A 24,713-nucleotide genomic window follows, 5' to 3' on the forward strand; every position below is an offset into this window, starting at 1 on the left:
CGATTACATCGAGATGTTCTACAATCCGAAGCGCAAGCATGTGAGGAACGGAATGCTGTCGCCTGCCGAGTTCGAGCGGAAGCAGATGATGAGACGCGAAGGTGTCTAAGAAACTCGGGGCTATTCACATCGCCTCGTTGATCGAGACCTGCAAAATCAACGGCATCGAGCCCTTTGCCTACCTCAAGGCAACCCTCACAGCCATCTCCAGCGGCCACCCCCAAAGCCGCATCGATGACCTGCTGCCTTGGAGCTTCAGGCCGTCAAGCTAAGCTGACAGTGCTGCCCAGAGACCGCTTACCGTCGATCGCATTCAAACGAAAACCTGAGCCGGCTCTCATGCCGGTTTTTTCAGTCTTTCTGTAAGGCAGTCCTATCAGACCAAAAAGGCAGGAGCTTCGAAACATTCGTCCAGTCTATCACTGAAAACATTGAGAAATTTCGACGCCAAAAGGCAAATCTTCGTGGCCCTGAATATCTCTGAAAAAAGCGCTGAAATATCTGCCTTTTCAGTCAGACCTCCCGAATGAAATAAAGCGCCCTTGGGCGCTTTTTCTTTTCTGGCCGGGCGTTGCCTCCCTATCCCTGCCCTCGGCTTTACCTCTGCGACGGATCTCTGCAGCTGCTGTCATAGAAAAAATCCGGTCTCTGGCCGCATTTTTGACAATCGCTCGCAAGGGCCTGGACCCATGGATGCGCCCCGGTCGGAGGCGTTAACTCTGAGGCGGATGGACCTCGGCTGAAAATAAAACGGCCCCGACCTGGGAAGGGCGGGACCGTTTGGCTTGTCTTCGGGTTTAATGGGCTTCGGCGGTTCCGAACTGTTTTGCGACCGCGCGTTTATGCAGCGCATAAGAGGCATCCGACCGCGAGATCAGCGTGTAGAACATCGGCACCACGAAGAGGGTGAAGGTCGTTCCCACCAGCAGGCCGGTAAAGATCACCAGACCCATAGCCTGGCGTGCCGCCGCCCCTGCCCCTTCGGCGATGATCAGTGGCACCACGGCCAGGGCCATGGCGGCGGTGGTCATCAGGATCGGCCGCAACCTGGTCTTGGCCGCGGCGACTATCGCCTCGCGGCGGCTATGGCCATGTTCTTCGCGCTGCTGATTGGCAAATTCAACCATCAGGATCCCGTGTTTGGTGATCAGCCCGACCAGGGTGATCAGCCCGACCTGGGTATAGATATTAAGGGTCGACACGCCGAGATAGAGCGGCAGCAGCGCACCGAAAATCGACAGCGGCACCGACATCATGATGATGAAGGGATCGCGGAAGCTTTCAAACTGCGCCGCCAGCACGAGGTAAATCACCACCAGGGCCGCGCCAAAGGCGAGCATGATGGTATTGCCTTCGGATTTCTCCAGCCGCGACTGGCCGGAATAATCGATGAAGAAACCATCGGGCAGCACTTCGGCGGCGATGCGCTCCAGCTCGGCCAGGGCCGGGCCGGTCGAGAGGCCGGGGAAGGGCATGGCAGACAGCGTGGCCGAATTCAGCTGGTTGAACTGCTCGATCGACGAGGCTGCCACGCCCGGGTTGAGGGTGATCACCGAAGAAAGCGGCAGCATCTCGCCGCTGGCCGATCTGACGAAGAACTCTCCCAGACGTTCGGGATTGTCGCGCCATTCGCGCGGCACCTGGGTGATGATGTCATAGCTGTTGGAATCGCGGTCGAACTGCGAGACCGCACCGCCCCCGACCAGCAGGCCGAGTGTGGTGCCAATCTCCGAGACCGTGACGCCAAGGGTCGCGGCGCGGTCGCGGTCGATGGTCAGTTTGACCTGGGGCGCATCGAAGGACATGCTGTTCTGCACCACGATAAACATGCCCGATTGCATGGCTTTCTGCCGGATCTCATCGGCGATTTCGACCACGCGTTCGGGGCCATGGATCGACTGGATCACCATAGAGATCGGCAGGCCACCCCCGGCCCCAGGCAGAGAGGGCGGGGCAAAGGCATAGCCCTGCAGGCCCGGGGCGGAATCGAGAATAGCCTGGATCTCGGTCTGAACCTCTTTCTGGCTGCGCGTGCGCTCGGACCAGTCGACCAGCGGCCAGATATAGAAGCCGGTATTGGCCGCGCCCCCCATACCAGCGACCGAGAAGGCGTTATCGGCTTCAGGGATATTCGCGGAACGGCGCCCGATCTCGGCGGTGAAGGCCTGGGTATAGTCCAGCGTCGCATAGCGCGGGCCGTTCAGAATGGCGAAAAGCGCGCCCTGATCTTCTTCCGGCGCCAGTTCGGAAGAGGTGTTCATCGCCATAAAGCCGGTCGCCCCCAGCAGCGAGACCACCATCAGCAGGGTAACCGGGCGATAATCCAGCGAAGAGGAGACGCGGCGCTCATACCAGTTCGCAAGGCCGTTCAGCGTGCGGTCTACGATGCGCTGGAACCGGCCGGGCTCGCCATGCGAAAGCAGACGGGCCGACATTGCGGGCGTGACGGTGAGCGCGACAATCCCCGAGATTATCACCGATCCGGCCAGGGTCAGGGCAAATTCGGTGAAAAGTGAGCCGGTCAGACCACCGGTAAAGGCCAGGGGAGAGAGAACAGCGGCAAGGGTGATTGTCATTGCGATGACCGGGCCGGTGATTTCTTTCATGGCGATGATCGAGGCCTGGGGCGGCGAAAGACCCTCATCAATGTGGCGGTGAATGTTTTCGACCACCACGATGGCGTCATCGACCACAAGACCAATCGCCAGCACCATGGCCAGCAGTGTCAGCAGATTGATCGAATAGCCAAGCGCCAGCATGATGGCACAGACCCCGATCAGCGACAGCGGGATGGTGACAATCGGCATCAGCACCGAGCGGAAGGAGCCGAGGAACAGCAAGATCACCACCACCACGATCACCACGGCCTCGGCGATGGTCTTGAATACCTCGCTGATCGAGGCCGAGATGGTTTCGGTGGAATCGTAGACGAGGCGGATCGACATCCCATCGGGCAGGGTGTCATTCAGCCGGGGCAGCTCTGCCAGCACATTGGTGGCCACATCGAGCTGGTTCTCGCCGGGGGCAGGGACGATACCGATGAAAATGCCTGGCTCATTGCCAAAGGTCACAATGGCATCGGGTTCGCCCGAAGACATTTCAATCCGCGCCACGTCGCGCAGCCGCACCTCGCCATTCGGTCCCTGGCGCAGAGGCAAAGCGCCGAAAGCCTCGGCATCCTGGAGGGTGGAGGCGAGGGTCAGCGAATAGATGAAATAGTCATTTTCGGTTTTACCCGGGGCAGAGAGAAAGTTTGACGAGCGGATCGCCCCCAGAACCTCGGCGGCGGTGATGCCCCTGGCCGAGAGCTGCAGCGGATCGAGCCAGACCCGCATGGTATATTCTTGGGCGCCCATGATCTCCATCTGCGCCACGCCGTCGATATTGGTCACGCGCGGCCGCACCACGCGCTCAAGATATTCGGTCAGCTGCTCGCCCGTCATATTCGGATTCTGCACCGCAAGATACATCAGCGCAAAAGTCTGGCCGGTGCCCTTCAGGATCACCGGATCCTCGGCATCGCCTGGCAGCTGGCCGCGCACCTGGTTCACCTTCGACATCACTTCGGTCAAAGCGATGTCAGGGTCTGCCCCCAGCTTCATCTGCACCGTGACCGATGAGGCCGACTGACGCGAGGCGCTGGTGATGTAATCGACATTCTCGGTGGTCGAGACGGCCGAGGCAATCGGCGCGGTGATGAAGCCCTGGATCAGCTCGGCATCGGCGCCAGGATAGATGGTTGAGATGGTGATGACCGATTCCTCAACCTCGGGATACTGGCGCACCGGCAGCACCATAACGGCGGCCATGCCGATGAAGAGGATCAGGGCTGCCAGCACCGTCGAGAGCACGGGCCGGCGGATGAAAATTTCTGAGAAATGCATCTGCTGCCCCTTCTTACTCGGCCGGAGCCGGCTGAGTGGCGGGTTCTGCAGCGGGTTCCGTGCCAGGCTGCGCCTCGGGGGTGGCTTCAGGCCGGGGCGCGGGGTCAGCCCCCTGTGCCGGTGTCAGAGAGACCGAATTATCAATTTTCACCCGCGCCCCCTGGGTCAGGCGGTTCTGACCCGAGGTGACGATCTCGTCGCCGGCCTTCAGCCCTTCGACCACCTCAATCCGGTCGCCCGAGCGCCGCCCGACCTTTACAAAGAGCTGCTCGACCTTTCTGACCTCAGGATCATCAGCCTCATCGCCCTTGCGGATGACATAGATCGTATCGCCATAAAGCGAGGAGGCGACAGCGGTCTGCGGTACTGCGATCACGCCCTGTTCTTCGGGTAAAGCGACGCTGACCCGCAGGAACTGGCCTGGCAGGAGCAGGCCCGAGGGATTTTCGACCTCGGCACGCACCGAAACCATCCGCGTATTCGGATCAACACGCGGTTCAATGCCGGTGATCCTGCCCGTGGCTCGGTAGCCGCCGACTTCGCTGGCGACGCTGACGCTGCCGCCCAGGGCCAGGGCGGCAATCTGCTGTTCGGGTACCGAGAAATCGACGCGCATCCGGCTCAGATCCTGCAAAGTCGCGTAGATCTGACCGGGGCTTACATATTGACCGATTTCGACCTGGGGAATGCCGATCACCCCGGCAAAGGGGGCGGTCAGCTTCTTATGATCGAGAGAGGTCTGAACCCGGGCCATTTCGGCACGGGCGCTCTCAACCTGGGCTTCTGCGGTTTCGAGCGTGGTCGCGGCACCGACGCCACGATCGGTCAGGGTCCGGGCCCGGCTCGCCTCGGCCAGGGCCAGGCTGAGGCTGGCGGTGGCCGCCGCAAGCGAGGCTTTCTCACTTTCGTCATCAATCTGCAGCAGCTGCTGCCCCTCGGTCACGTCTTCATTGGATGTGAACCGCACCTCACGGATCAGCCCGCTCGATTCAATCGCCAGATCAACGCCCTGGGCTGAAATGGCGGTGCCAACCGCATCAATGCCGGGCTTCCAGGTGACCGGGACCACGGTTTCGGCATTCACCGGCACCGGCGCCGGGACCATGCCGCCGAGCACCTGGGCAATCATCTGTTCGCGGAAGTATTTGAACCAAACGATCCCGCCGACAACCAGGCCGAGCAGCACTATTGCAATGAAAAGACGTTTGAACATGAAACCTCCTGCCTGGCGATCGGGCATCGGCTGCCTGCGCGGGGGGCCAGCCGCACTGAACCTCGCCAGAAGCTGCGAGGCAGGGTCGGTGCCCGGAATTCTGCGTCAGACAGAATGCGTTTGGGTTAATGGATAAGTAATCAGCGCCGGATCACAAGAGAATTGCGCAATCTCCCCGGGCGGCTCACCGGTCACGGTGCATTTTGGCCCGCATTTTTACGTTGCTTTGCCGCTTTCCTGGTCCTGGGGACCCGGCACAGAGAGGGGCTTGCGTTTCGGAATTTGCCTTGCTAGCCCTTAACTGTTCTCAGGGCGGGGTGAGATTCCCCACCGGCGGTTATAGCCCGCGAGCGCCTTTTTCGTCAGAGAAAGGGTCAGCAGATCCGGTGAAACTCCGGGGCCGACGGTATAGTCCGGATAAAGAGAGAACCGCTGTCGGGACCGGCTTGCCGGTCTGTCGGTGGGACATGCTCTGGGGCCGAAAACGTTACTTAACGGATAGGTTCCGATATGACTGCTAAAACTCAGAAAATCGCCTTCATCAAAGCCCGCTGGCATGCGGAAATCGTCGACCAGGCCCATGATGGCTTTGTCGCAAAAGCGGCAGAGCTGCTGCCGGGCGCAGATATCGTCGCGATCAATGTGCCGGGTGCCTTTGAAATGCCACTGGTGGCCAAAAAGCTGGCCCAGACCGGGAAATATGACGCGATCGTTGCGGCCGCCCTGGTGGTGGACGGCGGCATTTATCGCCATGATTTCGTCGCCGGCGCCGTGGTGGACGGGCTGATGCAGGTCGGGCTTGAAACCGGAGTTCCGGTGTTCTCGGTCTCGCTGACCCCGCATAACTTCCAGCCGGTCGACAGCCTGATCAGCTATTATACCGAGCATTTCGTGAAAAAAGGCGGCGAAGCGGCCGAGGCTGTGAAACAGATCCTCGACCTCGAAGCCACTCTGAAGGCCTGAGCCTTCAGAGTTTCAGCCGGTGGCGCCCGACGAGGCGCTGCCGCACGGCTTCGATCTCGGCCTGTCGCCGCGCCTCATCCCAGCCGAGCGCGGCGGCGGCCACACCCGCCGCCTGTTCAAGGCCCTGGGCGCTCAGAATGCCGGTGACCGCCAGAGCGGTGCGCCGCATCACCAGGTCTTCCAGCGTCACCACCTGTTCATTGCGGATCAGCCAGCCCAGTTCCTGCAACGAATAATCAGGCGCATCCGACAGGCGCAAAGGCCGCTGCCCCTCGCATTTGGCAATGGCACGGGCCTTGCTGCCATAGCGATCCAGCAGCACCTGCAGCCGGGCCGGAGCTGCCGAGGTTTCAGCCGAGACCTCCCCGGTCCATTTTGCCACATCCTGCGGATAGTCGCGCCCGCCGCCGATCGGCAGATCGGTGGTCGAAACCTGGCGGCTCCGGCCCAGGCGTTTCAGCACCAGGTCGCTGACCTCTTCCGAGAAGCCACGAAACGTGGTCCATTTGCCGCCGACCAGCGAGATCACCGGCCAGGTTCTGGCGCCCTCGGCCTCGATCACCGGGGCTGAATGATCGCGCGAGATCAGACCTGGCGCCACGCCTTCGGAATTGGGCAGTGGCCGGATGCCGGAATAGGCATAGACGATCTGCTCTTTTGAGAAGTTCAGCCCGGGCAGAAGATCGCGCATCGCCTGGATGAAGTAATCGATCTCATCCTCTTCGCAGCGCACGGTATCGGGATCGGCGGCGCGAATATCGGTCGAGCCGACCAGGGCCCGCCCCAGATAGTCAAACACCAGGCAGATCCGGCCGTCATCAGCCTCAAAATAGATCATCCGCCCTTTCAGCGCGGCGATCAGATCCGGGTGGTCGAGCAGGATATGCGAACCCTTGGTGCCGCCGATCAGCTTTGTGCTCAGACCAAGCGTGGCATTGATGCGGTCGATCCAGGGCCCGCCGGCATTGAGCACCAGTTTCGGACGAAAAGCCCGGGCCCTGCCGCTGGCCTCGGTGACATGGATCACATCGCCGGCCGCTTTGTTCAGCGTGCAGTGGTTCAGTGCCTCAGCCCCTGGACCGGTAGCAATCCCGTCCTGGACCAGTTCCATCACCAGGCGTTCCGGCATGGTAACGGCGGCATCATAATAGGTGCCGGCGGCGACAATTTTCGGGGTCAGCGGCGGCAGTTCCGCCAGCGCGCGTTTGCGCGACCAGAGCTTATGTTTCGGCATCACCCGACGCCGCGCACCGTGGATATCATACATCACGAGGCCCAGTTTCACAAGAACAGCGCCGCGCGAGCGCGGTGCGGTGGTCGAGCCGAACAGGGTGCGCAGGGCCGCCGGAATGCCCTTGAGCCAGGAAAAAATCGGGATCACCGTTTCCAGCGGCCGCACCGCATGGGGGGCGTTGCGCAGCAGCAGGTTACGCTCCAGTGTCGATTGCGCGACCAGGCCAAATTCGCCGGTCTCAAGATATTTGATGCCGCCATGGATCAGGCGCGAGGGCGCGGATGAGGTGCCGCCGCCGAAATCGCCCTTATCGGTGATCACAACGCTGAGGCCCTGTTCGGCCAGGTCGCGGAACGTGCCCGCGCCATTCACCCCGCCACCCAGGATCAGAACGTCAATCTCTTCAATCGCAGTCATTGGTCACTCACCAGAGTAAGGGGGATGCCCGCCGCGCGCAGCGCCCCGGCCGTGGCCGGGGAAAGCGCGGCATTGCTGTAGACGGCATCAAACTCCTGCAGCGCCGCAAAGCGGTGCAGGGCGATTTTGTCGAATTTCGAGGCATCGACGAGCAGGATCCTGCGCGAGGCTGCGGCCAGCATGGCCTGTTTCACCCGCGTGACCCGTGCATCCTGGATCAGCGCCACCTCGCCCGAAATGGCCGAGGCCGAGCAGATCGCCAGGTTCACCCGCAGGCTGGCAATAGTGGTTTCGCAGATCGTGCCAATGAAGGCATTATAGGTCGGATGATACTCGCCGCCGAGGGCGATAAGCTCAATCCCTTGCTGACCCGCCAGGTCCTGCATCAGCCCGAGGCTGTTGGTGGCGACGGTCAGTGGCCCGGAGGCAGCCAGATAAGGCGCCAATGCCGAGGCGGTGGTGCTGTCATCGAGCATGATGGCCTGGCCTGGCTGAATCTCGGCCAGCGCGGCCCGGGCCAGGGCAGATTTGGCCAGGGTTTCGCGGTTCTGGCGATAGCGCCAGAGGCTTTCATAGACCCCCGAAGGGCTGGCCGAGACCGAGCCGTGCAATTTGCGCAACAGCCCCTGGCGCGCCAGTTCCTCGACATGGCGATGAATGGTCATGCGCGACACGCCGAAGGCCTGCGCCAGGTCGTCGATGCGGACCTCGCCGCGTTCGACCACATAGGCGGCGATCTCCTCGCGCCGGTCTGCCGCGCTCATGCCCCTGCCCCCGCCAGGTCTTCAATCTGTTGCCAGAGCGGCTCTAACCTTGCTGAAATCTCGCAATGAAGCGCGTAGCGGCGGTTCATTTCCGCTTGCCGCGCCAGGTCGGGCCGATAGCAGGTGCCAAGCGTTTCCGGGGCACGGGGATCATCGGTGGGGCTGGCAAAGAGGCCGATCCCCGAACCGGCGCAAAGCGCTGCCCCCCAGGCCGCTGCCTCCTCGGTCTCGGTCACGGTGACCTCCATTCCCAGGACATCGGCAAAGATCTGGGCGAACAGCGGGTTGCGGGAAATGCCGCCGGTCAGCATGGCCTGATTGGGCGCAAAGCCCTGGCGCAGGGCGTCAATATGAATGCGGTGGTTAAAGGCGATGCCTTCGATCACCGCGCGCAGCATATCGCCGCGATCATGCCAGCCGCGCAGGCCAAGGAAGCCGGCCGAAGCCCCTGCCCCATGCGGCGAGCCATAGAGATAGGGATGGAACATCAGTCCCGAGGGACGGGTGAAGGCGGCCTCAATTTCAGGGGTGATCAGCTGGTGGAAGCTCTCGCCCGCGGCCTCGGCCCTGGCCCGGTCTTCGCCACAGAGCCTGTCGAGGAACCAGTCATAATTCGCCGCTGAAGCGGGAGAGATCGACATATTGTTCCACTCGCCACGGCGCAGCCCGTTGCGGCAGAACCAGCGTTCATCGGTTTTGGCCATATTCGAGACGGTTTCATTGATCGAATAGGTGCCCGCGACGATGGCCACCCTGCCCTTGCCATGCCCGCCGATCCCGAGCGCCGAAGCGGTGACATCGTGAATTCCGGCGACGACCGGCACGCCAGGTTTCAGCCCGGTCAGGCGGGCGGCGGCCGCGCTGACATGGCCGACAATCTGATCGGGGCGGGCAATCGGCGGCAGGGCAAGGGCCAGGTCGCCGAGGCCGAACAGCGGCAGCACCTCGGGGTGATACTCCTGGCTTTCCACCTCGGTAAAGGAGGTGCTGGCCTCGGTCAGATCGGTGCCGATCGTGCCGGTCAGACAAAAGCGCAGCCAGTCCTTGCAGGCGAGGATATGGGCAATTTTTGCATAGCGCTCCGGCTCGTTGCGGCGGATCCAGGTCAGCAGGCTGGCCGGGGCCGAGGCATGGGGTTTTTGTCCGGTCAGGCGCAATGCGGCATCCGAGATGCCCTCCTGCTCCCAGGTTTCAACGATCCCGGCGGCGCGGCTGTCGAGCGAGAGAATGCCGGGTCCGAGCGGCTGCTGCTCTGCATCGAGGAGATAGAGCCCATCCCCATGCGCCGTGGCGGCGATGGCGGCAATATCACCGGCCCTCCCCGAAAGCGTCAGCGCCTCGGCGACGGCTTCGGCCGTGGCCTGCCACAGCCCGGCCATATCGCGTTCGACATGATGCGGTTGCGGAATCTGCTGGGGCAGGCGGCGCCGGGCCACGGCCAGGGCCCTCCCGCTGGCGTCAAAGACGACGGCCTTGGTCACGGTCAGCCCGTTATCAATGCCCAGAAGGCAGGGGCCTGTGGCTGCATCGCGCTTGATCGACATTTTCACTTCTCCGGCAGGCCAGGGCCTTGATCAGATATGTATCACAAATAATGTGAACTTCACATTATTTAATGTTAAAAATGTTCTGATTCAAGCACAATTGCCGGCGTGCGGGGGGCTGACCTGCTGCAGGGCACCAGCAATAGTGGCACTTTTTCCTGCTGAAGCTGGCTGATCAGGCGCTGCGGCACCCCGTCATCAAGGATGACCAGATCAAAGTCGCGCAGCGGGCAAAGCGCATGCAGGGCGCGGCGTTCAAATTTACTGTGATCGGCCAGAAGGATCTTCCGGGCCGCGCTGTCAAACATCGCGCGTTTCACCTCGACCATCTCGGGGCTCTGGTGAAAGGCCTGGCCATCGGTGATCGCTGCCATTGAGATGAAGCACAGATCGGCACGCATCCGGCGGATCTCGGTGGTGGTGACCGGGCCCATGAAAGCATTGCACCAGGGCTGGAACTGGCCCCCGAGGCCGAGCAGGCTGATATCCGGCGTTGCTTTCAGCGCATTCATCAGCACCAGCGAATTGGTGATCGCGGTCAGTGGCACCCGGGCCGGCAGATGCGCGGCCATTTCAAAGACTGTGGTGGAATCGTCAAAAAAGGCGGACTGGCCAGGTTCAATCAGCGCGGCGGCGGCGGCGGCGACCGCGCGCTTTTCATCCTGCTGCCTGGTGACGCGCCAGGCGTCGGAGGCCTCAACCAGCGGGGTCGGGGCGGCGGAAACCACGCCGCGGGTTTTGCGCAGCAGACCACGGCTGGCCAGCTCGTCAAGATCGCGATGCGCGGTCATCAGCGAAATGCCAAAGCGCTCGGTCAGATCCTCAATGCGGATCGTCCCCTCGGCCAGCACCGCTTCGGCGATCATCTGGCGGCGGACAATCTGGCGGGCATGGCGGCTGTCGGTTGGCAGCACATCGGAGGAAAGGTCGGCCTGAGGCCGCGGATCTGACATTCGGAGCCTCGCTTGCCTGCCAGGTCGGGAGGGGAGCGACTGAAAAACGGCCCGAGAGGCCGGAAAGGGATGGTGAGTGCCGGGCCGGCAAAAAAAGGCGGGCCGCTGAACGGCCCGCCCGGTATCGATTATTCCGACAGCGTGAAGGCGGCGGTGTATTTATCGACATTTTCTGCATTGATCAGCAGGCAGTCAAACAGCTGCTTCTCGGTTTCGACACCGGTCGAGCCGGTTTTCAGGAAGCTGTCGGCCTGAACCACAGCGGCGCGCGAGAAGACAGCGACCGGCTGCAGAACGGTATAGGCCAGCTCGCCCGCCTTGATTGCCTCAACCGCGTCCGGCGAGCCGTCGAAGCCACCGACTTTGACATTGGCCAGCTTGCCGGCCTCTTTCAGAGCGGCAATCGCACCAAGCGCCATTTCGTCATTGCCCGAGATCACGCCCATGATGTTCGGGTTGGCCTGCAGCAGCGACTGCATCTTTTCATAGCCCTGAGCGCGGTCCCAGTTGGCCACTTCCTGACCTTTTTTGACCAGGTCCGGATACTGGCTCAGCACGGTCTCATAGCCGTTCGAGCGGGTGGCAGCATTATTGTCTGCCGGATTGCCGAACAGCTCAACGAATTCGCCGGTATCGCCGACAGCCTCAACCCAGGCCTGAGCACCGAGGGCTGCGCCCTGAGCGTTGTTCGAAACCAGCTGCGCCTTTGCCAGGCCTTCCTGGTTGATCTCAGCATTCACGAGGAAGACCGGGATGCCTGCATCCACGGCTTTCTGCACCGCACCAATCGAACCGTCGGCATTGGCCGGGTCGAGGATGATCGCCACCGATTTATTGGTGATTGCGGTCTCGATCAGCGTCGATTCGGTGTTGGTGTCGCCTTTATGGGCGGTGACATTGGCGGTATAGCCCAGCTCTTCGGCGGTGGCTTTTGCCACTTCGCCTTCGGTGAACCAGTAGGGGTTGGCCGGATCGGTCACGATGATCGAGATCAGGCCTTCGGCATTGGCTGCGAATGCCATCATCGGCAGGGCAGCAGCAGCCCCCATCAGGGCGCGGCGGGTCAGTTTCAGCATCTTCATTCCTCCCAAAGGTACAGAAGCGGTTCAGTCGAAGCCTTTCCGGCGGATCGTACCCGCCGGAAAAGTTTATCAGGCATCAGCTGCGACGTTTGCCTTTGCCATATTGGATCGAGTTCATCAGCACGGCCAGAACGATGACGGCGCCGGTGAAGACGGTCTGCCAGTAGCTCGAAACGCCCACGGTCACGAGGCCGGCCGACAGGAAGCCGATCACGAAAGCGCCGAGCATGGTGCCCAGAACCGTACCGCGCCCGCCGGTCAGCGCCGCGCCACCGATCACCACCGCGGCAATCGCGGTCAGCTCGTAGGTTTCGCCGGCGGTGGGGCTGGCCGAGGTCAGACGCGAGGACAGGACCAGGCCCGCAATGGCCGCCATCAGCCCCGAAAGCGCATAGACGGTGACTTTGACGGCCTTGACCGGCACGCCCGACAGTTCGGCCGCACGCTCATTACCGCCCGAGGCATAGAGCCAGCGGCCAAAAGCGGTGCGCGACAGCACCAGCCAGGCGATAATGGCGCAGATAAACAGCAAGATCACCGAGATCGGAATGCCCTGAACGCGGTTAAAGCCCAGCCAGTTGAAGCCGGTATTGCCAAGTTCGGCCTTGCCCGAGAGGTTGTTGAAGGTCAGGCCATTGGTCATCAGCAGCGCAATGCCGCGGGCCACATACATGACGCCGAGCGTGGCGACAAAGGCCGGAACTTTCAGCCAGGCGATCAGCACACCATTGACGGCCCCGACCAGCGCCCCGATCGCGCAGGTGATCACCACCACGGCCCAGACCGGCGGATAGAGGATCACGCCCATGGCGGGGATCTCAACGCCTTGCATCAGCCAGCCGGCGATCACGCCGCAAAGCGCCAGAATAGAGCCAACCGAAAGGTCGATACCGCCGTTCAGAATGACCAGCAGCATACCAATGGCGAGGAAGCCATAAATCGCGACCTGGCTGGCCATGATCAGGAAGTTCGAGGTCGAGAAATAATTCGGCGACAGGAAAGAGAAGACAGCGATGATCGCAATCAGTGCGAAGAAGGCGCGGCCTTCCAGCAGGAAGTGGATCAGGCTGAAGCCCTCGGCGGAGCGGGTTGCAGATTTATCTGACATAGGTGGTGTTCCCGAACCTCTCTCAGGCCGCATGTGCTTCGCCGGAAGCGGCCATGATCATTTCTTTGGTAGCGTCCGCGCCAAATTCAGCCGAGATCCGGCCTTTGTGCATGACGATGATACGGTGAGCAATCGACAGGCATTCGCTGACCTCAGAGGTGGTATAAACCACCGCCAGGCCCTGCTTTGCCCCTTCGGCCAGCAGCCGGAAGACCTCGGCCTTGGCACCGATATCGATGCCGCGCGAAGGTTCATCCAGCAGGATAACCTTCGGATTGGTGGCCATCATCTTGCCGATGACGACCTTTTGCTGGTTGCCGCCAGAAAGCGAGCCGATCGGCGCATCGCCGCCGGCTGTTTTGACGGTGACCGCTTTGATCGATTGCTCGATCAGCTCTTTCTCGGCCTTCTTCGAGGTGAAAAGACCACGGGTGAAGGTTTTGATCGAGGCCAGCGACAGGTTCTGCCCGACGCTCATGGTCTGAACCAGGCCGTCGCGCTGCCGGTCCTCGGGCACGAGGGCGAGGCCCGCGCTGATGCGCTGTGCGATGCTGAGGCCGGAAATCTCGCGGCCTTCCAGCTCGATCCGTCCGGAACCGGCGCGCAGCCTTCCGGCGAGCGCCTCCATCAGCTCCGAGCGCCCTGCCCCCATCAGCCCATAGATGCAGACGATTTCACCCGCTCTGACATCAAGCGACAGGTCGTCGACCACATTGTAATCATTGCCGCCCGGATCGCGCATCACCATGTTCTGCACCGAAAGCGCGGTGCTGCCGAAGGCATAGCCCGAGGGCGGTGAGCCGAGGTCGTAATTCTCGCCGACCATATTGCGCACGATCCAGTTCAGATCGATCTCAGCGCGCGGTGCCCAGGCGGTCATATTGCCATCGCGCAGCACCACCGCATGATCGGTGATCTGCAGCGCTTCTTCGAGATGGTGCGAAATATAGACGATCGCCACGCCTTTTGCGGTCAGATCATTGATAACCTTGAACAGAACCTCAACCTCAGCGGCCGAGAGCGCCGAGGTCGGCTCATCCATGATCAGGATGCGGCTGTCGATGGAGAGGGCGCGCGCGATCTCAACGATCTGCTGCTGGCCCAGGCGCAGCTCTTCGACCGGGGTCATCGGGTCGATATCTTCTTCCAGATCCGCCATCAGCTGGCGCACCTGGCGCTCTTCCTCGGCAAAATTCACGCCGGTCGGGCCCATGATCTCACGGCCCATGAAGATATTGTCCCGCACCGGCAGATTGGGCGCCAGGCTCAGCTCCTGGTGGATGATCGAGATCCCGAGGTTGCGGGCATGGGTCGAATTCTGGAAGCTGACCGGCTGGCCGTCGAGGATGATCTCACCCGAAGTGGGCTGAATCACGCCGGAGAGAATCTTCATCAGCGTCGATTTACCGGCGCCGTTTTCGCCAAACAGCGTGGTGACCTGGCCGCGACGGATCTCAAAATTCACGCCTTTGAGCGCGTGGACCGCGCCGTAGATTTTGGCGACGTTACGCGCCGCGAGGACGACCTCACCTTCAGCGTTGCGGCTGGAAACGGGCGCGCTCATCTTATTTCACCGTCAGCGCGACCGGGGTCACCAGCCACATTTTCGGGTTGATCAGGCGGAAAGTGCCGGTGACCTCAACGGTTTTGCCGCTCAGCGCCGCGGTATCGACGGGGTCGAGCACCACAGCTTTCATCGCGCGGTTCAGCCCCGAGCCTGCATCCTGATATTCAATCTGGTTTTTGAAAGCGCCGAAAGCAATATCTCCGGGCGCATCGCGCAGATCGGTGCCATTGATCGCCGGGCCGGTCTGCAGGCGCAGGCGGATGTCTTCGGGCAGGCCTTCGACCTTGACCTCATAGACGCCGGATTTGACCTCACCGGCCAGGCCGGTGAATTTCACCATCATAATCGCGCCGGTGGTCGAGGCGGTGCCAAATTCTTTCGCCGCCGCATCCTTATCGGCCAGTACCGCCGGGCCAAGCGCCAGGGCGTCAACCGCTTTGCTCAGGACATATTCCTGAATACGCGGAAATTCCTGCTGCCCCCAGCTGACCGGCGAGAAGGCCTGCTGCCGCAGATCCTGGTCCGAGCCGACATGGATGACTTTGGTGTCGAATGCGATCGCCGCGAGGACGAGGGCGATTACGCCGCCGGCGATCCAGACACTGCGGCTGGTGCGGGGCGCGGCATTATCGGGGCTATGGCTCATCGGGCAGATCCTGAAACAAAACGGGCTGAACAGAGGGAAGGGGTGCAGATGCGTTAAAGGGACGAGGCGCCACAGGGGCGTCGCTCCGGACATATTGTCTCACGTGATCCTCCCCTGTTCGCCATCCTGCGTCCCTTCGCGCCCCTCCGCGCGCTGGCCGGTGGCCAGAGGGCTGTCATTAGCGCGACCGTGATATAATAGTGATACATTACCCGTCAAGCGCGTTAAAAAATCACCGGGACACAACCAGATCTGATGCCAGGGATGCCGTCAGATCCGCCGGTGCAGGGCTGCTGTGAGGATAAGGGGGAGCCAGGAGGATGCAGTGCATGTGACCATTGCCTCGACGCTATGGTGGCGTTAACAAAGGAGAATAACCCAAAAAACGCCCCGATAAACCGCCAGATATGGCCGGTTCGGGCTGAATGTCTTTGCTTCAGGCTGGTCTGGTCTGGTGTCTCTGGTCGGGGATCTGACCCTGGTATTCCGACCATCATACATGAAATATTTTACTATGTCAGTAAAATAATTCGTTCACTATGCGATAATTGTGATATATATTGACGGCTGCCCAGGGGGCGGGGTTTTGCCCCTGCTGTCCTGGCGCCTGCGGGCCGGACGGGGCTCCCGGGCAGGCGGAGGACTGAGGGATGATCATGCGCTCTGACACTGGCCACCAGGCCCTTTTGATTGGCATTGATGCCGGGACCTCGGTGATCAAGGCGGTGGCCTTTGATCCGTCGGGTCGACAGGTCGACAGTGCCTCGGTGGTGAACCGCTATCATACCGCGCCGGATGGCTCGGCCACGCAGTCGCCCGATCAGACCTGGCAGGATTGTGCCCGTGCGCTGCGAGATCTCGGAGAGAAAATTCCCGGCCTGGCAGAGCGCGTTGTCGCGCTTTCGGTGACGGGGCAGGGGGATGGGACCTGGCTCGCGGGGCGGGACAACCGCCCGGTGGGCGATGCCTGGCTCTGGCTCGATGCCCGCGCCGCGCCGACGGTCGACCGGCTGGCAGCCTCGGGGGCGAACCGCGCCAGGTTTGAGGCGACCGGCACCGGGCTGAACACCTGCCAGCAGGGCAGCCAGATGGCGCATATGCAAAGCCATCGCCCGGAACTGCTGGCAGCCGCTGAAGTGGCTTTGCATTGCAAGGACTGGCTCTATCTCAACCTGACCGGGGTGCGGGCGACCGACCCTTCCGAGGCCAGTTTCACCTTTGGAAATTATCGCAACCGCCAGTATGATGATACGGTGATTGAGGCGCTCGGCCTCGCCTCGCAGCGCCATCTGTTGCCGCCGATTGTTGAGGGCACCGAGCTCACCCATAAGCTGACGCCCGAAGCTGCGGCCCAGACCGGGCTTTTGGCGGGAACGCCGGTCAGCCTTGGTTATGTCGATATGGTGATGACGGCGCTTGGTGCCGGGGTCTATGGCGGCGGCGGTCAGGATGTGGCCTGTTCGACCGTTGGCTCGACGGGCGTCCATATGCGCGCCGTGCGCTGGCAGGATGTGCATCTGAATGCCGGGGGAACCGGCTATGTGATCTGTCTGCCGGTGCCGGGCGTGGTGACCCAGGTGCAGACCAATATGGCGGCCACGCTGAATATCGACTGGGCGCTGAACCTCGCGGGCGATGCGCTGAAGGCCTTTGGCCAGGAGGTCAGCCATAAAGAACTGGTGTCGCGCCTCGATGGCTGGCTGCGGCAGAGCCAGCCGGGCCAGGTGATCTATCACCCGTATATTTCTGAGGCGGGCGAGCGTGGCCCCTTCGTCAATGCCCGGGCCCGCGCCGGTTTCACCGGCTTTTCGCAATATCACGGCTATCCCGATCTGCTGCGTGCGGTGACCGAAGGTCTCGGCCATGCGATGCGCGATTGCTACAGCGCCATGGGGCAGCTGCCGGGTGAATTGCGGCTGACCGGCGGCGCGGCGCGCTCGCGGGCGCTGCGCGGCATTTTCGCCGCCAGCGTCAATGCGCCGGTCCGGGTCTCGCAGCGTGATGAGGCCGGGGCGGCGGGGGCGGCGATGATGGCTGCGGTCGCCGTGGGGCTTTATCCCGATATGGATGCCTGTGTGAATGAATGGGTTTTGCCGCTGCTCGGCGAGGCCGAAACCCCTGATCCGGATCTGGTTGCGGCCAGTGACCGGATTTTCCCTGCTTACCGGCGGGCGCGTGAAGCCCTGCTTCCGACCTGGGAAGCCCTGGCTTCGGCCCGACGTACCAATGGAGAATAAAATGTCTGCAGCAGCTGAAATGGTTGATCTCTTTGTCATCGGCGGCGGCATCAACGGGGCCGGAGTGGCGCGCGATGCGGCGGGCCGGGGTCTGTCAGTGGTTCTGGCCGAGAAAGATGACCTGGCGCAGGGCACCTCTTCGCGCTCGGGCAAGCTGGTGCATGGCGGGCTGCGCTATCTGGAATATTACGAATTCCGCCTTGTCCGGGAAGCTCTGATCGAGCGTGAAGTGCTGCTGAATGCCGCGCCGCATATCATCTGGCCGATGCGTTTCGTGTTGCCGCACAGCCCGAGCGACCGCCCGGCCTGGCTGGTCCGGCTTGGCCTCTTCCTCTACGACCATCTTGGTGGCCGTAAGAAACTGCCGGGCACCCGGACGCTGAACCTGCACCGCGACCCGGAAGGGGCGGCGATTCTGGATCAGTATAAAAAGGGCTTTGAATATTCGGATTGCTGGGTCGATGACGCGCGCCTCGTGGTGCTGAACGCGCTTGGCGCGGCGGAAAAGGGCGCGCTGGTTCTGACCCGCTCGCCCGCCGTCTCGGCGGTTCGCGAAAACGGCGCCTGGACCGTGACCACCCGCAATGCCCGCACCGGCGAAGAGCGCGTCTTCCGCGCGAAATGCCTGGTGAACTGTGCCGGTCCCTGGGTCAGTGATGTGATCAATAATGTCGCCGGCACCAAATCGACCCGGGGCGTGCGCCTGGTCAAAGGCAGCCATATCATCGTGCCGAAATGGTGGGCCGGGCAGAATGCCTATCTGGTGCAGAATCACGATAAGCGCGTGATCTTCATCAACCCCTATGAGGGCGACAAAGCGCTGATCGGCACCACCGATATTCCCTGGGAGGGAAGGGCCGAGGATGTGGAGATCGCCGAGACTGAGATCGATTATCTGCTGACCTGTGTGAACCGCTATTTCAAGGAAAAGCTGCGCCGCGAGGATGTGGTTCATGCCTTCTCGGGCGTGCGGCCGCTGTTTGATGATGGCAAGGGCAATCCCTCGGCGGTGACGCGTGACTATGTGTTTGATCTTGATGAGGCCGGTGGCGCGCCGCTGCTGAATGTCTTTGGCGGCAAGATCACCACCTTCCGCGAACTGGCCGAGCGCGGTATGCATAAGCTGAAACATATCTTCCCGCAGATGGGGCCGGACTGGACCGCTGCGGCAAAGCTGCCGGGCGGCGATATGCCGGGTGCCGATTATGAAAGCTTTATCAATTCGGCCCGCGATGCTTTCCCCTGGATGCCGCGTGAACTGTTGCAGCATTACGGCCGTCGCTATGGTACAAGGGTGAAAGATATTGTCGGCGCCGCTGCTTCGGTTGAAGGGTTGGGACGTCACTTCGGCAGCCATCTTTATGAGGCCGAAGTTCGCTACCTCGTTGAAAAAGAATGGGCGTTGACGGCAGAGGATGTGATCTGGCGCCGCACCAAACACCAGCTGCATCTGAATGCGGATCAGATCCGTGACTTCCAGGCCTGGTTCAATACCACTTTCGCGCTCTGAGGCCCGGATATGAAACTGACACTTTCGCTGAACACCAATCCTCTGGTTAACCGCTTTGCCGATCCGGCGGATCTGATCGAGACCGTGGCGCGGGATATCAAAATCCGCGACCTGCAGCTGACCCATGAATTCATCAACCCCTCCTGGCCCGCGCCGGTGATCCGGCGCATGACGCGTGAGATGCAGGCGGCAATGGGGCGGACCGGCGTGCGCGTCACCTCGGGCATGACCGGCCCCTATGGCCGTCTGAACCATTTCGGCCATCCTGACCGGGATGTGCGCCGCTATTACAGCGATTGGTTCAAGACCTTTGCCGATATCACCGCCGATCTGGGCGGTGTCTCGGTCGGCACGCAATTCGCGATCTTTACCTATAAGGATTTCGATGATGCGGCGCGGCGCGAAGAGCTGACTGCGATCGCCATCGACTGCTGGGCCGAAGTGGCCGAACATGCGAAAGCGGCCGGGCTGAAATATGTCTATTGGGAGCCGATGTCGGTGGGCCGGGAATTCGGTGAGACCATTGCCGAGGCAATGAAGCTGCAGGACCGGCTGACCGCTGCCAGTATGGCGGTGCCGATGTGGATGATGGCCGATATCGACCATGGTGATGTAACCAGCCCCAATCCCGATGATGTCGATCCCTATGCCTGGGCGCGCGCCGTGCCAAAGGTCAGCCCGATCATCCATATCAAGCAAAGCCTGATGGATAAGGGCGGCCACCGCCCCTTTACCGCCGAATTCAACGCCAAAGGCCGGATCCATCCCGAGCCGCTGCTGGCGGCTTTGCGCGAGGGCGGCGCGGCTGAGAATGAGATCTGCCTTGAGCTCTCCTTTAAGGAACGTGAGCCTAGTGACCGCCAGGTCATTGAACAGATTGCAGAAAGTGTGGCTTACTGGGCACCGCATATCGACAGTGGTGTGCAGGATCTGCACCTTTGAGCTGAGGAAGGCACAGGGATGGCACCGCGCCGCGATATTGATCCCGAAGAAAGCCTCGCGATCCGCGCGGCCTGGCTGCATTACGCCGGGGGCATGACCCAGGGCGCGGTGGCCAAACGGCTGGGTCTGACCTCGGTCAAGACGCATCGGCTGATCTCGCGCGCGGTGCTCGATGGCGCGGTCAAAGTGTCGATCGACGGGGCGATTGTCGAATGTGTCGAGCTGGAAGCGGCTCTGTGCAAGCGCTTTGGCCTGAGCAGCTGCGAGGTTGCACCGGATCTCGGCGAAGAGGGCCTGCCGTTGCGCTCGCTCGGGCTGGCCGGGGCCGCTTTTTTGCGGCGTGAGATCGAACGGGGGGATTATCCGGTGATTGGCATTGGCCATGGCCGTACCCTGTCGGCGGCGGTGCGCAATATGCCCCGGATCAGCGCCGGAGAGGTGAGCTTTGTCTCGCTGCTCGGCGGGCTGACCCGCAATTATTCCACCAACCCGCATGATGTGATGTATCTGCTGGCCGAGAGGACAGGGGCACGCGCCTATGTGCTGCCGGTGCCCTTCTTCGCCCGCTCGGCCGGGGATCGTGAGATTTTGCTGTCGCAGCCAGGCGTGCGCGAGGTGTTCGACCTCTCAGCCGGCGCTGGTCTGAAACTGGTTGGGATCGGCACCGCCAATATCGGTGCGGGTCTGGTTGAAAGTGGCATGATCGAGCCGCGTGAGATTGAGGAAATCACCGCCACCGGCGGTGTGGGTGAAATGCTGGGGCATTTCTACGATGCAAAGGGCCGGGTGCTGGAAACCACACTGACGGCCCGCACCCTGAGCTCGGGAGCCCAGGCGGATGGCAATATTGTCGCCATCGCCGGTGGCCAGGGCAAAACCGCCGCCATTCGCGCGGTGCTGGAGAGCGGCCGGCTGAGCGGGCTGATCACAGATGAGCCAACGGCGCGGGCGCTGTTGCAGAAACGTTGAGAGGGAAGATTATGGACGGCAAAACCTGGGTTGGCACCAACTGGAAGATGCATAAAACCTTTGCTGAAGCGAAGGCTTTTGCCGAGGGTTTGCTGGCCTCGGATAAGGATCACGATCGCCGTATCCAGCGCTTTATCTTCCCGCCGGCGCTTTATGTGCGCGAGATCAAAGAGCTGCTGAAGGGCACCGATGTGATGGTCGGCACCCAGAATATGCATTGGGCCGATGAGGGGGCTTTCACCGGTGAAATCTCGCCGGTGATGCTGAAGGATGCCGGTCTCGATATTATCGAACTGGGTCATTCCGAGCGCCGCGAGATGTTTGGCGAAACCGATGAGGGCGTCGGCCTCAAGGTTGAGGCGGCGATCCGCCATGGCCTGATCCCGCTGATCTGCATTGGCGAAACCCTGGAAGACCGCAATTCCGGCCGGGCCAGCGAAGTGCTGGCAACCCAGGTCCGGGCCGCTCTGGCAAAGCTCACGGCTGAGCAGATGCAGACCACGATCCTGCTGGCCTATGAGCCGGTCTGGGCCATTGGCGTCAATGGCATTCCGGCCAGCGCCGAATATGCCGATGCCCGTCAGGCCGAGATTATCGCTGTGGCTCAGGAAGTCACCGGCCGCCGTCTGCCCTGTCTCTATGGGGGCTCGGTCAATCCCGGCAATGCGGAAGAGCTGATCCGCTGCCCGCATATCGACGGGCTTTTCGTCGGCCGTTCGGCCTGGCAGGTCGAAGGCTATCTGGGCATCATGGCCCAGGTCAGCGCGCATATCTGATTAAAATCTGAGGAGAAGATCATGAAAATCGCAATTGCAGGCGACAGCGCCGGTGAGGGCCTGTCGAAAATCCTCGCCGATCACCTCGGTGCAAAATTCGATGTGACGGAAATCTCGCGCACCGAGGCTGGCCCGGATGCATTCTACGCCAATCTCTCGGACCGCGTCGCCAGCGAAGTGATGGCCGGTAAATATGACCGCGCGATTCTCGTTTGCGGCACTGGTATCGGCGTCTGCATCGCGGCCAATAAAGTGCCGGGCATCCGCGCCGCACTGACCCATGACACCTATTCGGCCACCCGCGCGGCTTTGTCGAATAATGCCCAGATCATCACCATGGGCGCGCGGGTGATCGGATCGGAACTGGCAAAAGCTATCGCTGAGGCCTGGCTCGCCGAGACGGAAAACTTCGATGCCGCCGGTAAATCGGCGTCGAATGTCACCGCCATTGACGAGGTCGCTGCGAAATACAACAAGCGCTGATGTGCTTGCAGGGGCGCGCGCCTCCTCCTCCCAACCGATGCGCGCGCCCCGTCAGATCAGAGGTCAGACCCATGAAAAAGCTGCAGCTTCCCGGTGATCGCGCCCCAGAGGGTGTGCTTCTCGCTGATCATCTGGCGGGCCGGTCCGGCCCGGCTGAGGTGATCGCAGCTTTTGCCGCTGCGCTGCCGGGCATTGCCGCGCGGCTGGCGGCGGGCCGGCTTTATGGTGATCCGGCGGCGACTGTCGGGGTGAATGACAGCGGTGATAAGCAAAAAGCGATGGATGTCGCGGCGCATCATTATGTGCTGGAATTTCTGAAAGACGCGGGCGTGGCCCGGGTATTGTCAGAAGAGGCCGATGCGGTGACCGGGCTGAACCCACAGGGTCTGTGGGATGTGGCGATGGATCCGATCGATGGCTCAAACTCGATCGGGATCGGGGCGCCTCTGGGCCTGTTCTTTGCTATCTTCCCGCATAATCCGGCCGGTTTTTTGCGCAAGGGTCGTGAGATTGTCGCCGCGGGCTATGCCTCTTTCGGCCATTCGCTGGATTACGGTTTCTCGCTCGGGGCAGGGGTCGATCTCTTTTCATTCGACCCTGCGACCGCCGAATTTCGCCTGACCCGTCCGCAGCTGCAGCTGCCGCCCGAGGCAAAGGTCATTGCCTATAATGCCTCAAACGAGCAGCATTGGGAGCCGGGTCTTCAGGCCTGGGCCAGGGATATGCGGCTGGGAAAATCCGGTCCGCGCGGCCGTGATTTCAATATGCGCTGGCTGGCTGCCGCGGCCGGGGATCTGCACCGGATCCTGATCGAGGGCGGGGCGTTTCTTTACCCGGCCGATGCGCGCAAAGGCTATGAGCGTGGCCGGCTGCGCACGCTTTATGAGGCTTTCCCGATTGCTTTCCTGATCGAACAGGCCGGCGGCGCGGCGAGTGACGGGCGCAATCCGATCCTGGACCGCCTGCCAGAGGCTGAGCATGAACATTGCCCGCTGGTCTTTGGCGCGCGTGAGGAAGTGGCTTTGATCGGCAGATATCTGCGCCAGGAGTAAGGCGGGCCTGCCACCAAAGCTTGCCCCTGGCGAAAAAGTCTGAGCAACTGCGCCCAGACCGCTGTCGGCTTTCAGGCCGCGTGGCAATCCGCTGTGCTGATATTATGGTTCGGCGCAGCCCGTTACAGGCAAATTTCTATGCGCGATCCGTTGTTTCGTATGGCCCTTTTGTTGGGCGTGCTTTCCGCCGTCGGTCCTTTCGCGATCGATATGTATCTTCCGGCCCTGCCCTCGGTGGCGCGCGATCTGGGGGTGGATGAGGCCAGGGCCGCGCTGACCCTGACCGCCTATTTCATTACCTTTGGCATCGCGCAGATGCTTTACGGGCCTATGGCGGATGCGATTGGCCGTAAAAAGCCGATCCTTCTGGGGATGGCGATCTTCATCCTCGCCACTTTCGGTGCAGCCTTTGCCCCGGACATGTCCTGGCTGCTGGTCGCCCGTGCCATTCAGGGCTTTGGCGCCGCGACGCTGATGGTGGTGCCGCGTGCGGTGATCCGCGATATGGCCTCGGGGCCGGATGCGGCGCGGATGATGGCGGGGATCATGATCGTGATTGCGGTCTCGCCCCTGCTGGCTCCGCTGGGTGGCTCGGCCATTATGGCCAGCGGCGGCACCTGGCGTGAGATTTTCCTGCTTCTGGCGGTGGTCAGCTGCCTGGTGTTCCTGCTGACCTGCCTGATGCTGCCCGAAACCCTGAAGCCAGAGAACCGCCGCCCGGTGCGTATCCTGCCGATGCTGGAGGCGGCGAAAATCCTGCTGACAGACCGGCGTTTCATGGGGCTGACCATGATTAACGGCTTTGGCATGGCGGCCTTCTTTGTCTTTCTCGCCACCGCCAGTTTTGTCTATACCGAGCAGTATCAGCTGAGCCCGACCCAGTTTTCCCTGGCCTTCGGGGTGAATGCGATCGGCTTTTTTGCCGCCTCGCAATTTGCCGGGCGGCTGACAGCGCGCTACGGGATGGAGCGGGTGATTTCCCTCGCTGTGACCGGCTTCACCGCCACGCTTGTCCTGCTCGCGCTGCTGATCCTGGCCGGGGCACAGTCGCTGTGGCTGCTGCAGGCCGGGCTGGGGCTGGGTTTTGGCTTCCTCGGGCTGGTGATGCCAACCGCGACCGTGATGGCGCTGGACCCGCATCCGACGATTGCGGGTATGGCCTCATCGCTGGGCGGAACCATCCAGATGCTGACCGGCGGCGCGATGATTGCGATCTGCGGCCCCTTCCTCGACAACAGCACCGCAACCATGGTGCCGGTGATTGCGCTTTCGGCGCTGCTCGCCTGGGTTTCGGCTTTTATGTCATTGCCGCGTCTGCGTTTTTTCACGTGAAACCCTCTGGCCGCTGAGAGGGGCAGCTCTGAGCGGC

Annotated in this window: 20 protein-coding genes, 1 pseudogene and 1 riboswitch; of the genes and pseudogenes, 11 read left to right on the forward strand and 10 right to left on the reverse strand. The window is 61.8% G+C overall.

Annotation, left to right across the window (positions count from 1 at the left end):
- Together H0485_RS21885 and H0485_RS15535 are read left to right on the forward strand one after the other, a co-directional pair.
- On the forward strand, positions 1 to 109 hold a 109-nt coding region (locus H0485_RS21885; protein ID WP_354002440.1), incomplete at its 5' end, for an IS3 family transposase.
- Between the two features lie 7 nt (positions 110 to 116).
- Positions 117 to 272, forward strand: a pseudogene (locus H0485_RS15535) (transposase domain-containing protein); the annotation flags it as partial.
- A 525-nt stretch (positions 273 to 797) separates the two neighbouring features.
- On the opposite strand, the gene H0485_RS15540 reads toward H0485_RS15535, so the two are convergent.
- Positions 798 to 3,884, reverse strand: a complete 3,087-nt coding sequence (locus H0485_RS15540) for an efflux RND transporter permease subunit (protein WP_226936869.1) — start codon at positions 3,882 to 3,884, stop codon at positions 798 to 800.
- A 13-nt stretch (positions 3,885 to 3,897) separates the two neighbouring features.
- The gene (locus H0485_RS15545) at positions 3,898 to 5,097 is read right to left on the reverse strand and encodes an efflux RND transporter periplasmic adaptor subunit (RefSeq protein ID WP_226936870.1); all 1,200 of its coding nucleotides are present in this window, start codon (positions 5,095 to 5,097) and stop codon (positions 3,898 to 3,900) included.
- 299 nt (positions 5,098 to 5,396) lie between these two features.
- A riboswitch (FMN riboswitch) is annotated at positions 5,397 to 5,531 on the forward strand.
- Positions 5,532 to 5,607: 76 nt separating this feature from the next.
- Here H0485_RS15545 and H0485_RS15550 point away from each other — a divergent pair.
- Positions 5,608 to 6,060, forward strand: a complete 453-nt coding sequence (locus tag H0485_RS15550) for a 6,7-dimethyl-8-ribityllumazine synthase (protein ID WP_226936871.1) — start codon at positions 5,608 to 5,610, stop codon at positions 6,058 to 6,060.
- 4 nt (positions 6,061 to 6,064) lie between these two features.
- Here H0485_RS15550 and H0485_RS15555 read toward each other — a convergent pair whose 3' ends face one another.
- The 8 genes from H0485_RS15555 to H0485_RS15590 all read right to left on the reverse strand — a co-directional run bounded on the left by H0485_RS15555 (position 6,065) and on the right by H0485_RS15590 (position 15,375).
- Complete coding sequence (locus H0485_RS15555; RefSeq protein WP_226936872.1) at positions 6,065 to 7,711, reverse strand: glycerol-3-phosphate dehydrogenase/oxidase; 1,647 nt, start codon at positions 7,709 to 7,711, stop codon at positions 6,065 to 6,067.
- The gene (locus tag H0485_RS15560) at positions 7,708 to 8,475 is read right to left on the reverse strand and encodes a DeoR/GlpR family DNA-binding transcription regulator (protein WP_226936873.1); all 768 of its coding nucleotides are present in this window, start codon (positions 8,473 to 8,475) and stop codon (positions 7,708 to 7,710) included. The genes H0485_RS15555 and H0485_RS15560 overlap by 4 nt, the downstream gene beginning before the upstream one ends.
- Entirely contained in the window at positions 8,472 to 10,019 is a 1,548-nt protein-coding gene (locus H0485_RS15565) for an FGGY-family carbohydrate kinase (protein WP_226936874.1), read from the reverse strand. The genes H0485_RS15560 and H0485_RS15565 overlap by 4 nt, the downstream gene beginning before the upstream one ends.
- A gap of 74 nt (positions 10,020 to 10,093) precedes the next feature.
- Positions 10,094 to 10,972 (reverse strand): DeoR/GlpR family DNA-binding transcription regulator, encoded by an 879-nt coding sequence (locus H0485_RS15570; protein ID WP_226936875.1) that lies wholly within the window; start codon positions 10,970 to 10,972, stop codon positions 10,094 to 10,096.
- Positions 10,973 to 11,100: 128 nt separating this feature from the next.
- Positions 11,101 to 12,048 carry a D-ribose ABC transporter substrate-binding protein gene (locus H0485_RS15575; RefSeq protein WP_226936876.1) on the reverse strand — a complete coding sequence of 316 codons (948 nt, stop codon included), beginning with the start codon at positions 12,046 to 12,048 and terminating at the stop codon, positions 11,101 to 11,103.
- 82 nt (positions 12,049 to 12,130) lie between these two features.
- Complete coding sequence (locus H0485_RS15580) at positions 12,131 to 13,162, reverse strand: ABC transporter permease (RefSeq protein WP_226936877.1); 1,032 nt, start codon at positions 13,160 to 13,162, stop codon at positions 12,131 to 12,133.
- A 22-nt stretch (positions 13,163 to 13,184) separates the two neighbouring features.
- Positions 13,185 to 14,726, reverse strand: coding sequence for a sugar ABC transporter ATP-binding protein (locus H0485_RS15585; RefSeq protein WP_226936878.1), 1,542 nt, complete (start codon positions 14,724 to 14,726; stop codon positions 13,185 to 13,187).
- 1 nt (position 14,727) lies between these two features.
- Positions 14,728 to 15,375 carry a DUF2291 family protein gene (locus H0485_RS15590; RefSeq protein ID WP_226936879.1) on the reverse strand — a complete coding sequence of 216 codons (648 nt, stop codon included), beginning with the start codon at positions 15,373 to 15,375 and terminating at the stop codon, positions 14,728 to 14,730.
- A 656-nt stretch (positions 15,376 to 16,031) separates the two neighbouring features.
- On the opposite strand from H0485_RS15590, the gene H0485_RS15595 reads away from it, so the two are divergent.
- The 8 genes from H0485_RS15595 to H0485_RS15630 all read left to right on the forward strand — a co-directional run bounded on the left by H0485_RS15595 (position 16,032) and on the right by H0485_RS15630 (position 24,676).
- Positions 16,032 to 17,612, forward strand: coding sequence for an FGGY-family carbohydrate kinase (locus tag H0485_RS15595; RefSeq protein ID WP_226936880.1), 1,581 nt, complete (start codon positions 16,032 to 16,034; stop codon positions 17,610 to 17,612).
- A 1-nt stretch (position 17,613) separates the two neighbouring features.
- Complete coding sequence (locus H0485_RS15600) at positions 17,614 to 19,122, forward strand: glycerol-3-phosphate dehydrogenase (protein WP_226936881.1); 1,509 nt, start codon at positions 17,614 to 17,616, stop codon at positions 19,120 to 19,122.
- A gap of 9 nt (positions 19,123 to 19,131) precedes the next feature.
- Positions 19,132 to 20,064, forward strand: coding sequence for a sugar phosphate isomerase/epimerase family protein (locus H0485_RS15605; RefSeq protein WP_226936882.1), 933 nt, complete (start codon positions 19,132 to 19,134; stop codon positions 20,062 to 20,064).
- A gap of 18 nt (positions 20,065 to 20,082) precedes the next feature.
- Positions 20,083 to 21,033, forward strand: coding sequence for a sugar-binding transcriptional regulator (locus H0485_RS15610; protein WP_226936883.1), 951 nt, complete (start codon positions 20,083 to 20,085; stop codon positions 21,031 to 21,033).
- 11 nt (positions 21,034 to 21,044) lie between these two features.
- A complete protein-coding gene (locus tag H0485_RS15615; RefSeq protein WP_226936884.1) occupies positions 21,045 to 21,809 on the forward strand; it encodes a triose-phosphate isomerase in 765 nt (254 codons plus the stop codon).
- Between the two features lie 21 nt (positions 21,810 to 21,830).
- Positions 21,831 to 22,292: an RpiB/LacA/LacB family sugar-phosphate isomerase gene (locus H0485_RS15620; RefSeq protein ID WP_226936885.1), complete on the forward strand. Its 462-nt coding sequence runs from the start codon at positions 21,831 to 21,833 to the stop codon at positions 22,290 to 22,292.
- Between the two features lie 71 nt (positions 22,293 to 22,363).
- Entirely contained in the window at positions 22,364 to 23,344 is a 981-nt protein-coding gene (locus tag H0485_RS15625) for a class 1 fructose-bisphosphatase (RefSeq protein ID WP_226936886.1), read from the forward strand.
- 138 nt (positions 23,345 to 23,482) lie between these two features.
- Positions 23,483 to 24,676 carry a multidrug effflux MFS transporter gene (locus tag H0485_RS15630; RefSeq protein WP_226936887.1) on the forward strand — a complete coding sequence of 398 codons (1,194 nt, stop codon included), beginning with the start codon at positions 23,483 to 23,485 and terminating at the stop codon, positions 24,674 to 24,676.
- Positions 24,677 to 24,713: the final 37 nt, after the last annotated feature.

Origin of the sequence: Pseudogemmobacter faecipullorum, from assembly GCF_020539525.1 — a bacterium.
Taxonomy (GTDB): Bacteria; Pseudomonadota; Alphaproteobacteria; order Rhodobacterales; family Rhodobacteraceae; genus Pseudogemmobacter; species Pseudogemmobacter faecipullorum.

Bases quoted from the DNA above. Each gene is read 5' to 3' on its own strand.
- H0485_RS15590 (WP_226936879.1), bottom strand. From the start codon at position 15,375: ATGAGCCATAGCCCCGATAATGCCGCGCCCCGCACCAGCCGCAGTGTC.
- H0485_RS15625 (WP_226936886.1), top strand. From the start codon at position 22,364: ATGAAAAAGCTGCAGCTTCCCGGTGATCGCGCCCCAGAGGGTGTGCTT.
- H0485_RS15620 (WP_226936885.1), top strand. From the start codon at position 21,831: ATGAAAATCGCAATTGCAGGCGACAGCGCCGGTGAGGGCCTGTCGAAA.
- H0485_RS15580 (WP_226936877.1), bottom strand. From the start codon at position 13,162: ATGTCAGATAAATCTGCAACCCGCTCCGCCGAGGGCTTCAGCCTGATC.
- H0485_RS15630 (WP_226936887.1), top strand. From the start codon at position 23,483: ATGCGCGATCCGTTGTTTCGTATGGCCCTTTTGTTGGGCGTGCTTTCC.
- H0485_RS15595 (WP_226936880.1), top strand. From the start codon at position 16,032: ATGCGCTCTGACACTGGCCACCAGGCCCTTTTGATTGGCATTGATGCC.
- H0485_RS15565 (WP_226936874.1), bottom strand. From the start codon at position 10,019: ATGTCGATCAAGCGCGATGCAGCCACAGGCCCCTGCCTTCTGGGCATT.
- H0485_RS15605 (WP_226936882.1), top strand. From the start codon at position 19,132: ATGAAACTGACACTTTCGCTGAACACCAATCCTCTGGTTAACCGCTTT.
- H0485_RS15550 (WP_226936871.1), top strand. From the start codon at position 5,608: ATGACTGCTAAAACTCAGAAAATCGCCTTCATCAAAGCCCGCTGGCAT.
- H0485_RS15555 (WP_226936872.1), bottom strand. From the start codon at position 7,711: ATGACTGCGATTGAAGAGATTGACGTTCTGATCCTGGGTGGCGGGGTG.
- H0485_RS15610 (WP_226936883.1), top strand. From the start codon at position 20,083: ATGGCACCGCGCCGCGATATTGATCCCGAAGAAAGCCTCGCGATCCGC.
- H0485_RS15575 (WP_226936876.1), bottom strand. From the start codon at position 12,048: ATGCTGAAACTGACCCGCCGCGCCCTGATGGGGGCTGCTGCTGCCCTG.
- H0485_RS15600 (WP_226936881.1), top strand. From the start codon at position 17,614: ATGTCTGCAGCAGCTGAAATGGTTGATCTCTTTGTCATCGGCGGCGGC.
- H0485_RS15585 (WP_226936878.1), bottom strand. From the start codon at position 14,726: ATGAGCGCGCCCGTTTCCAGCCGCAACGCTGAAGGTGAGGTCGTCCTC.
- H0485_RS15615 (WP_226936884.1), top strand. From the start codon at position 21,045: ATGGACGGCAAAACCTGGGTTGGCACCAACTGGAAGATGCATAAAACC.
- H0485_RS15570 (WP_226936875.1), bottom strand. From the start codon at position 10,972: ATGTCAGATCCGCGGCCTCAGGCCGACCTTTCCTCCGATGTGCTGCCA.
- H0485_RS15560 (WP_226936873.1), bottom strand. From the start codon at position 8,475: ATGAGCGCGGCAGACCGGCGCGAGGAGATCGCCGCCTATGTGGTCGAA.
- H0485_RS15545 (WP_226936870.1), bottom strand. From the start codon at position 5,097: ATGTTCAAACGTCTTTTCATTGCAATAGTGCTGCTCGGCCTGGTTGTC.
- H0485_RS15540 (WP_226936869.1), bottom strand. From the start codon at position 3,884: ATGCATTTCTCAGAAATTTTCATCCGCCGGCCCGTGCTCTCGACGGTG.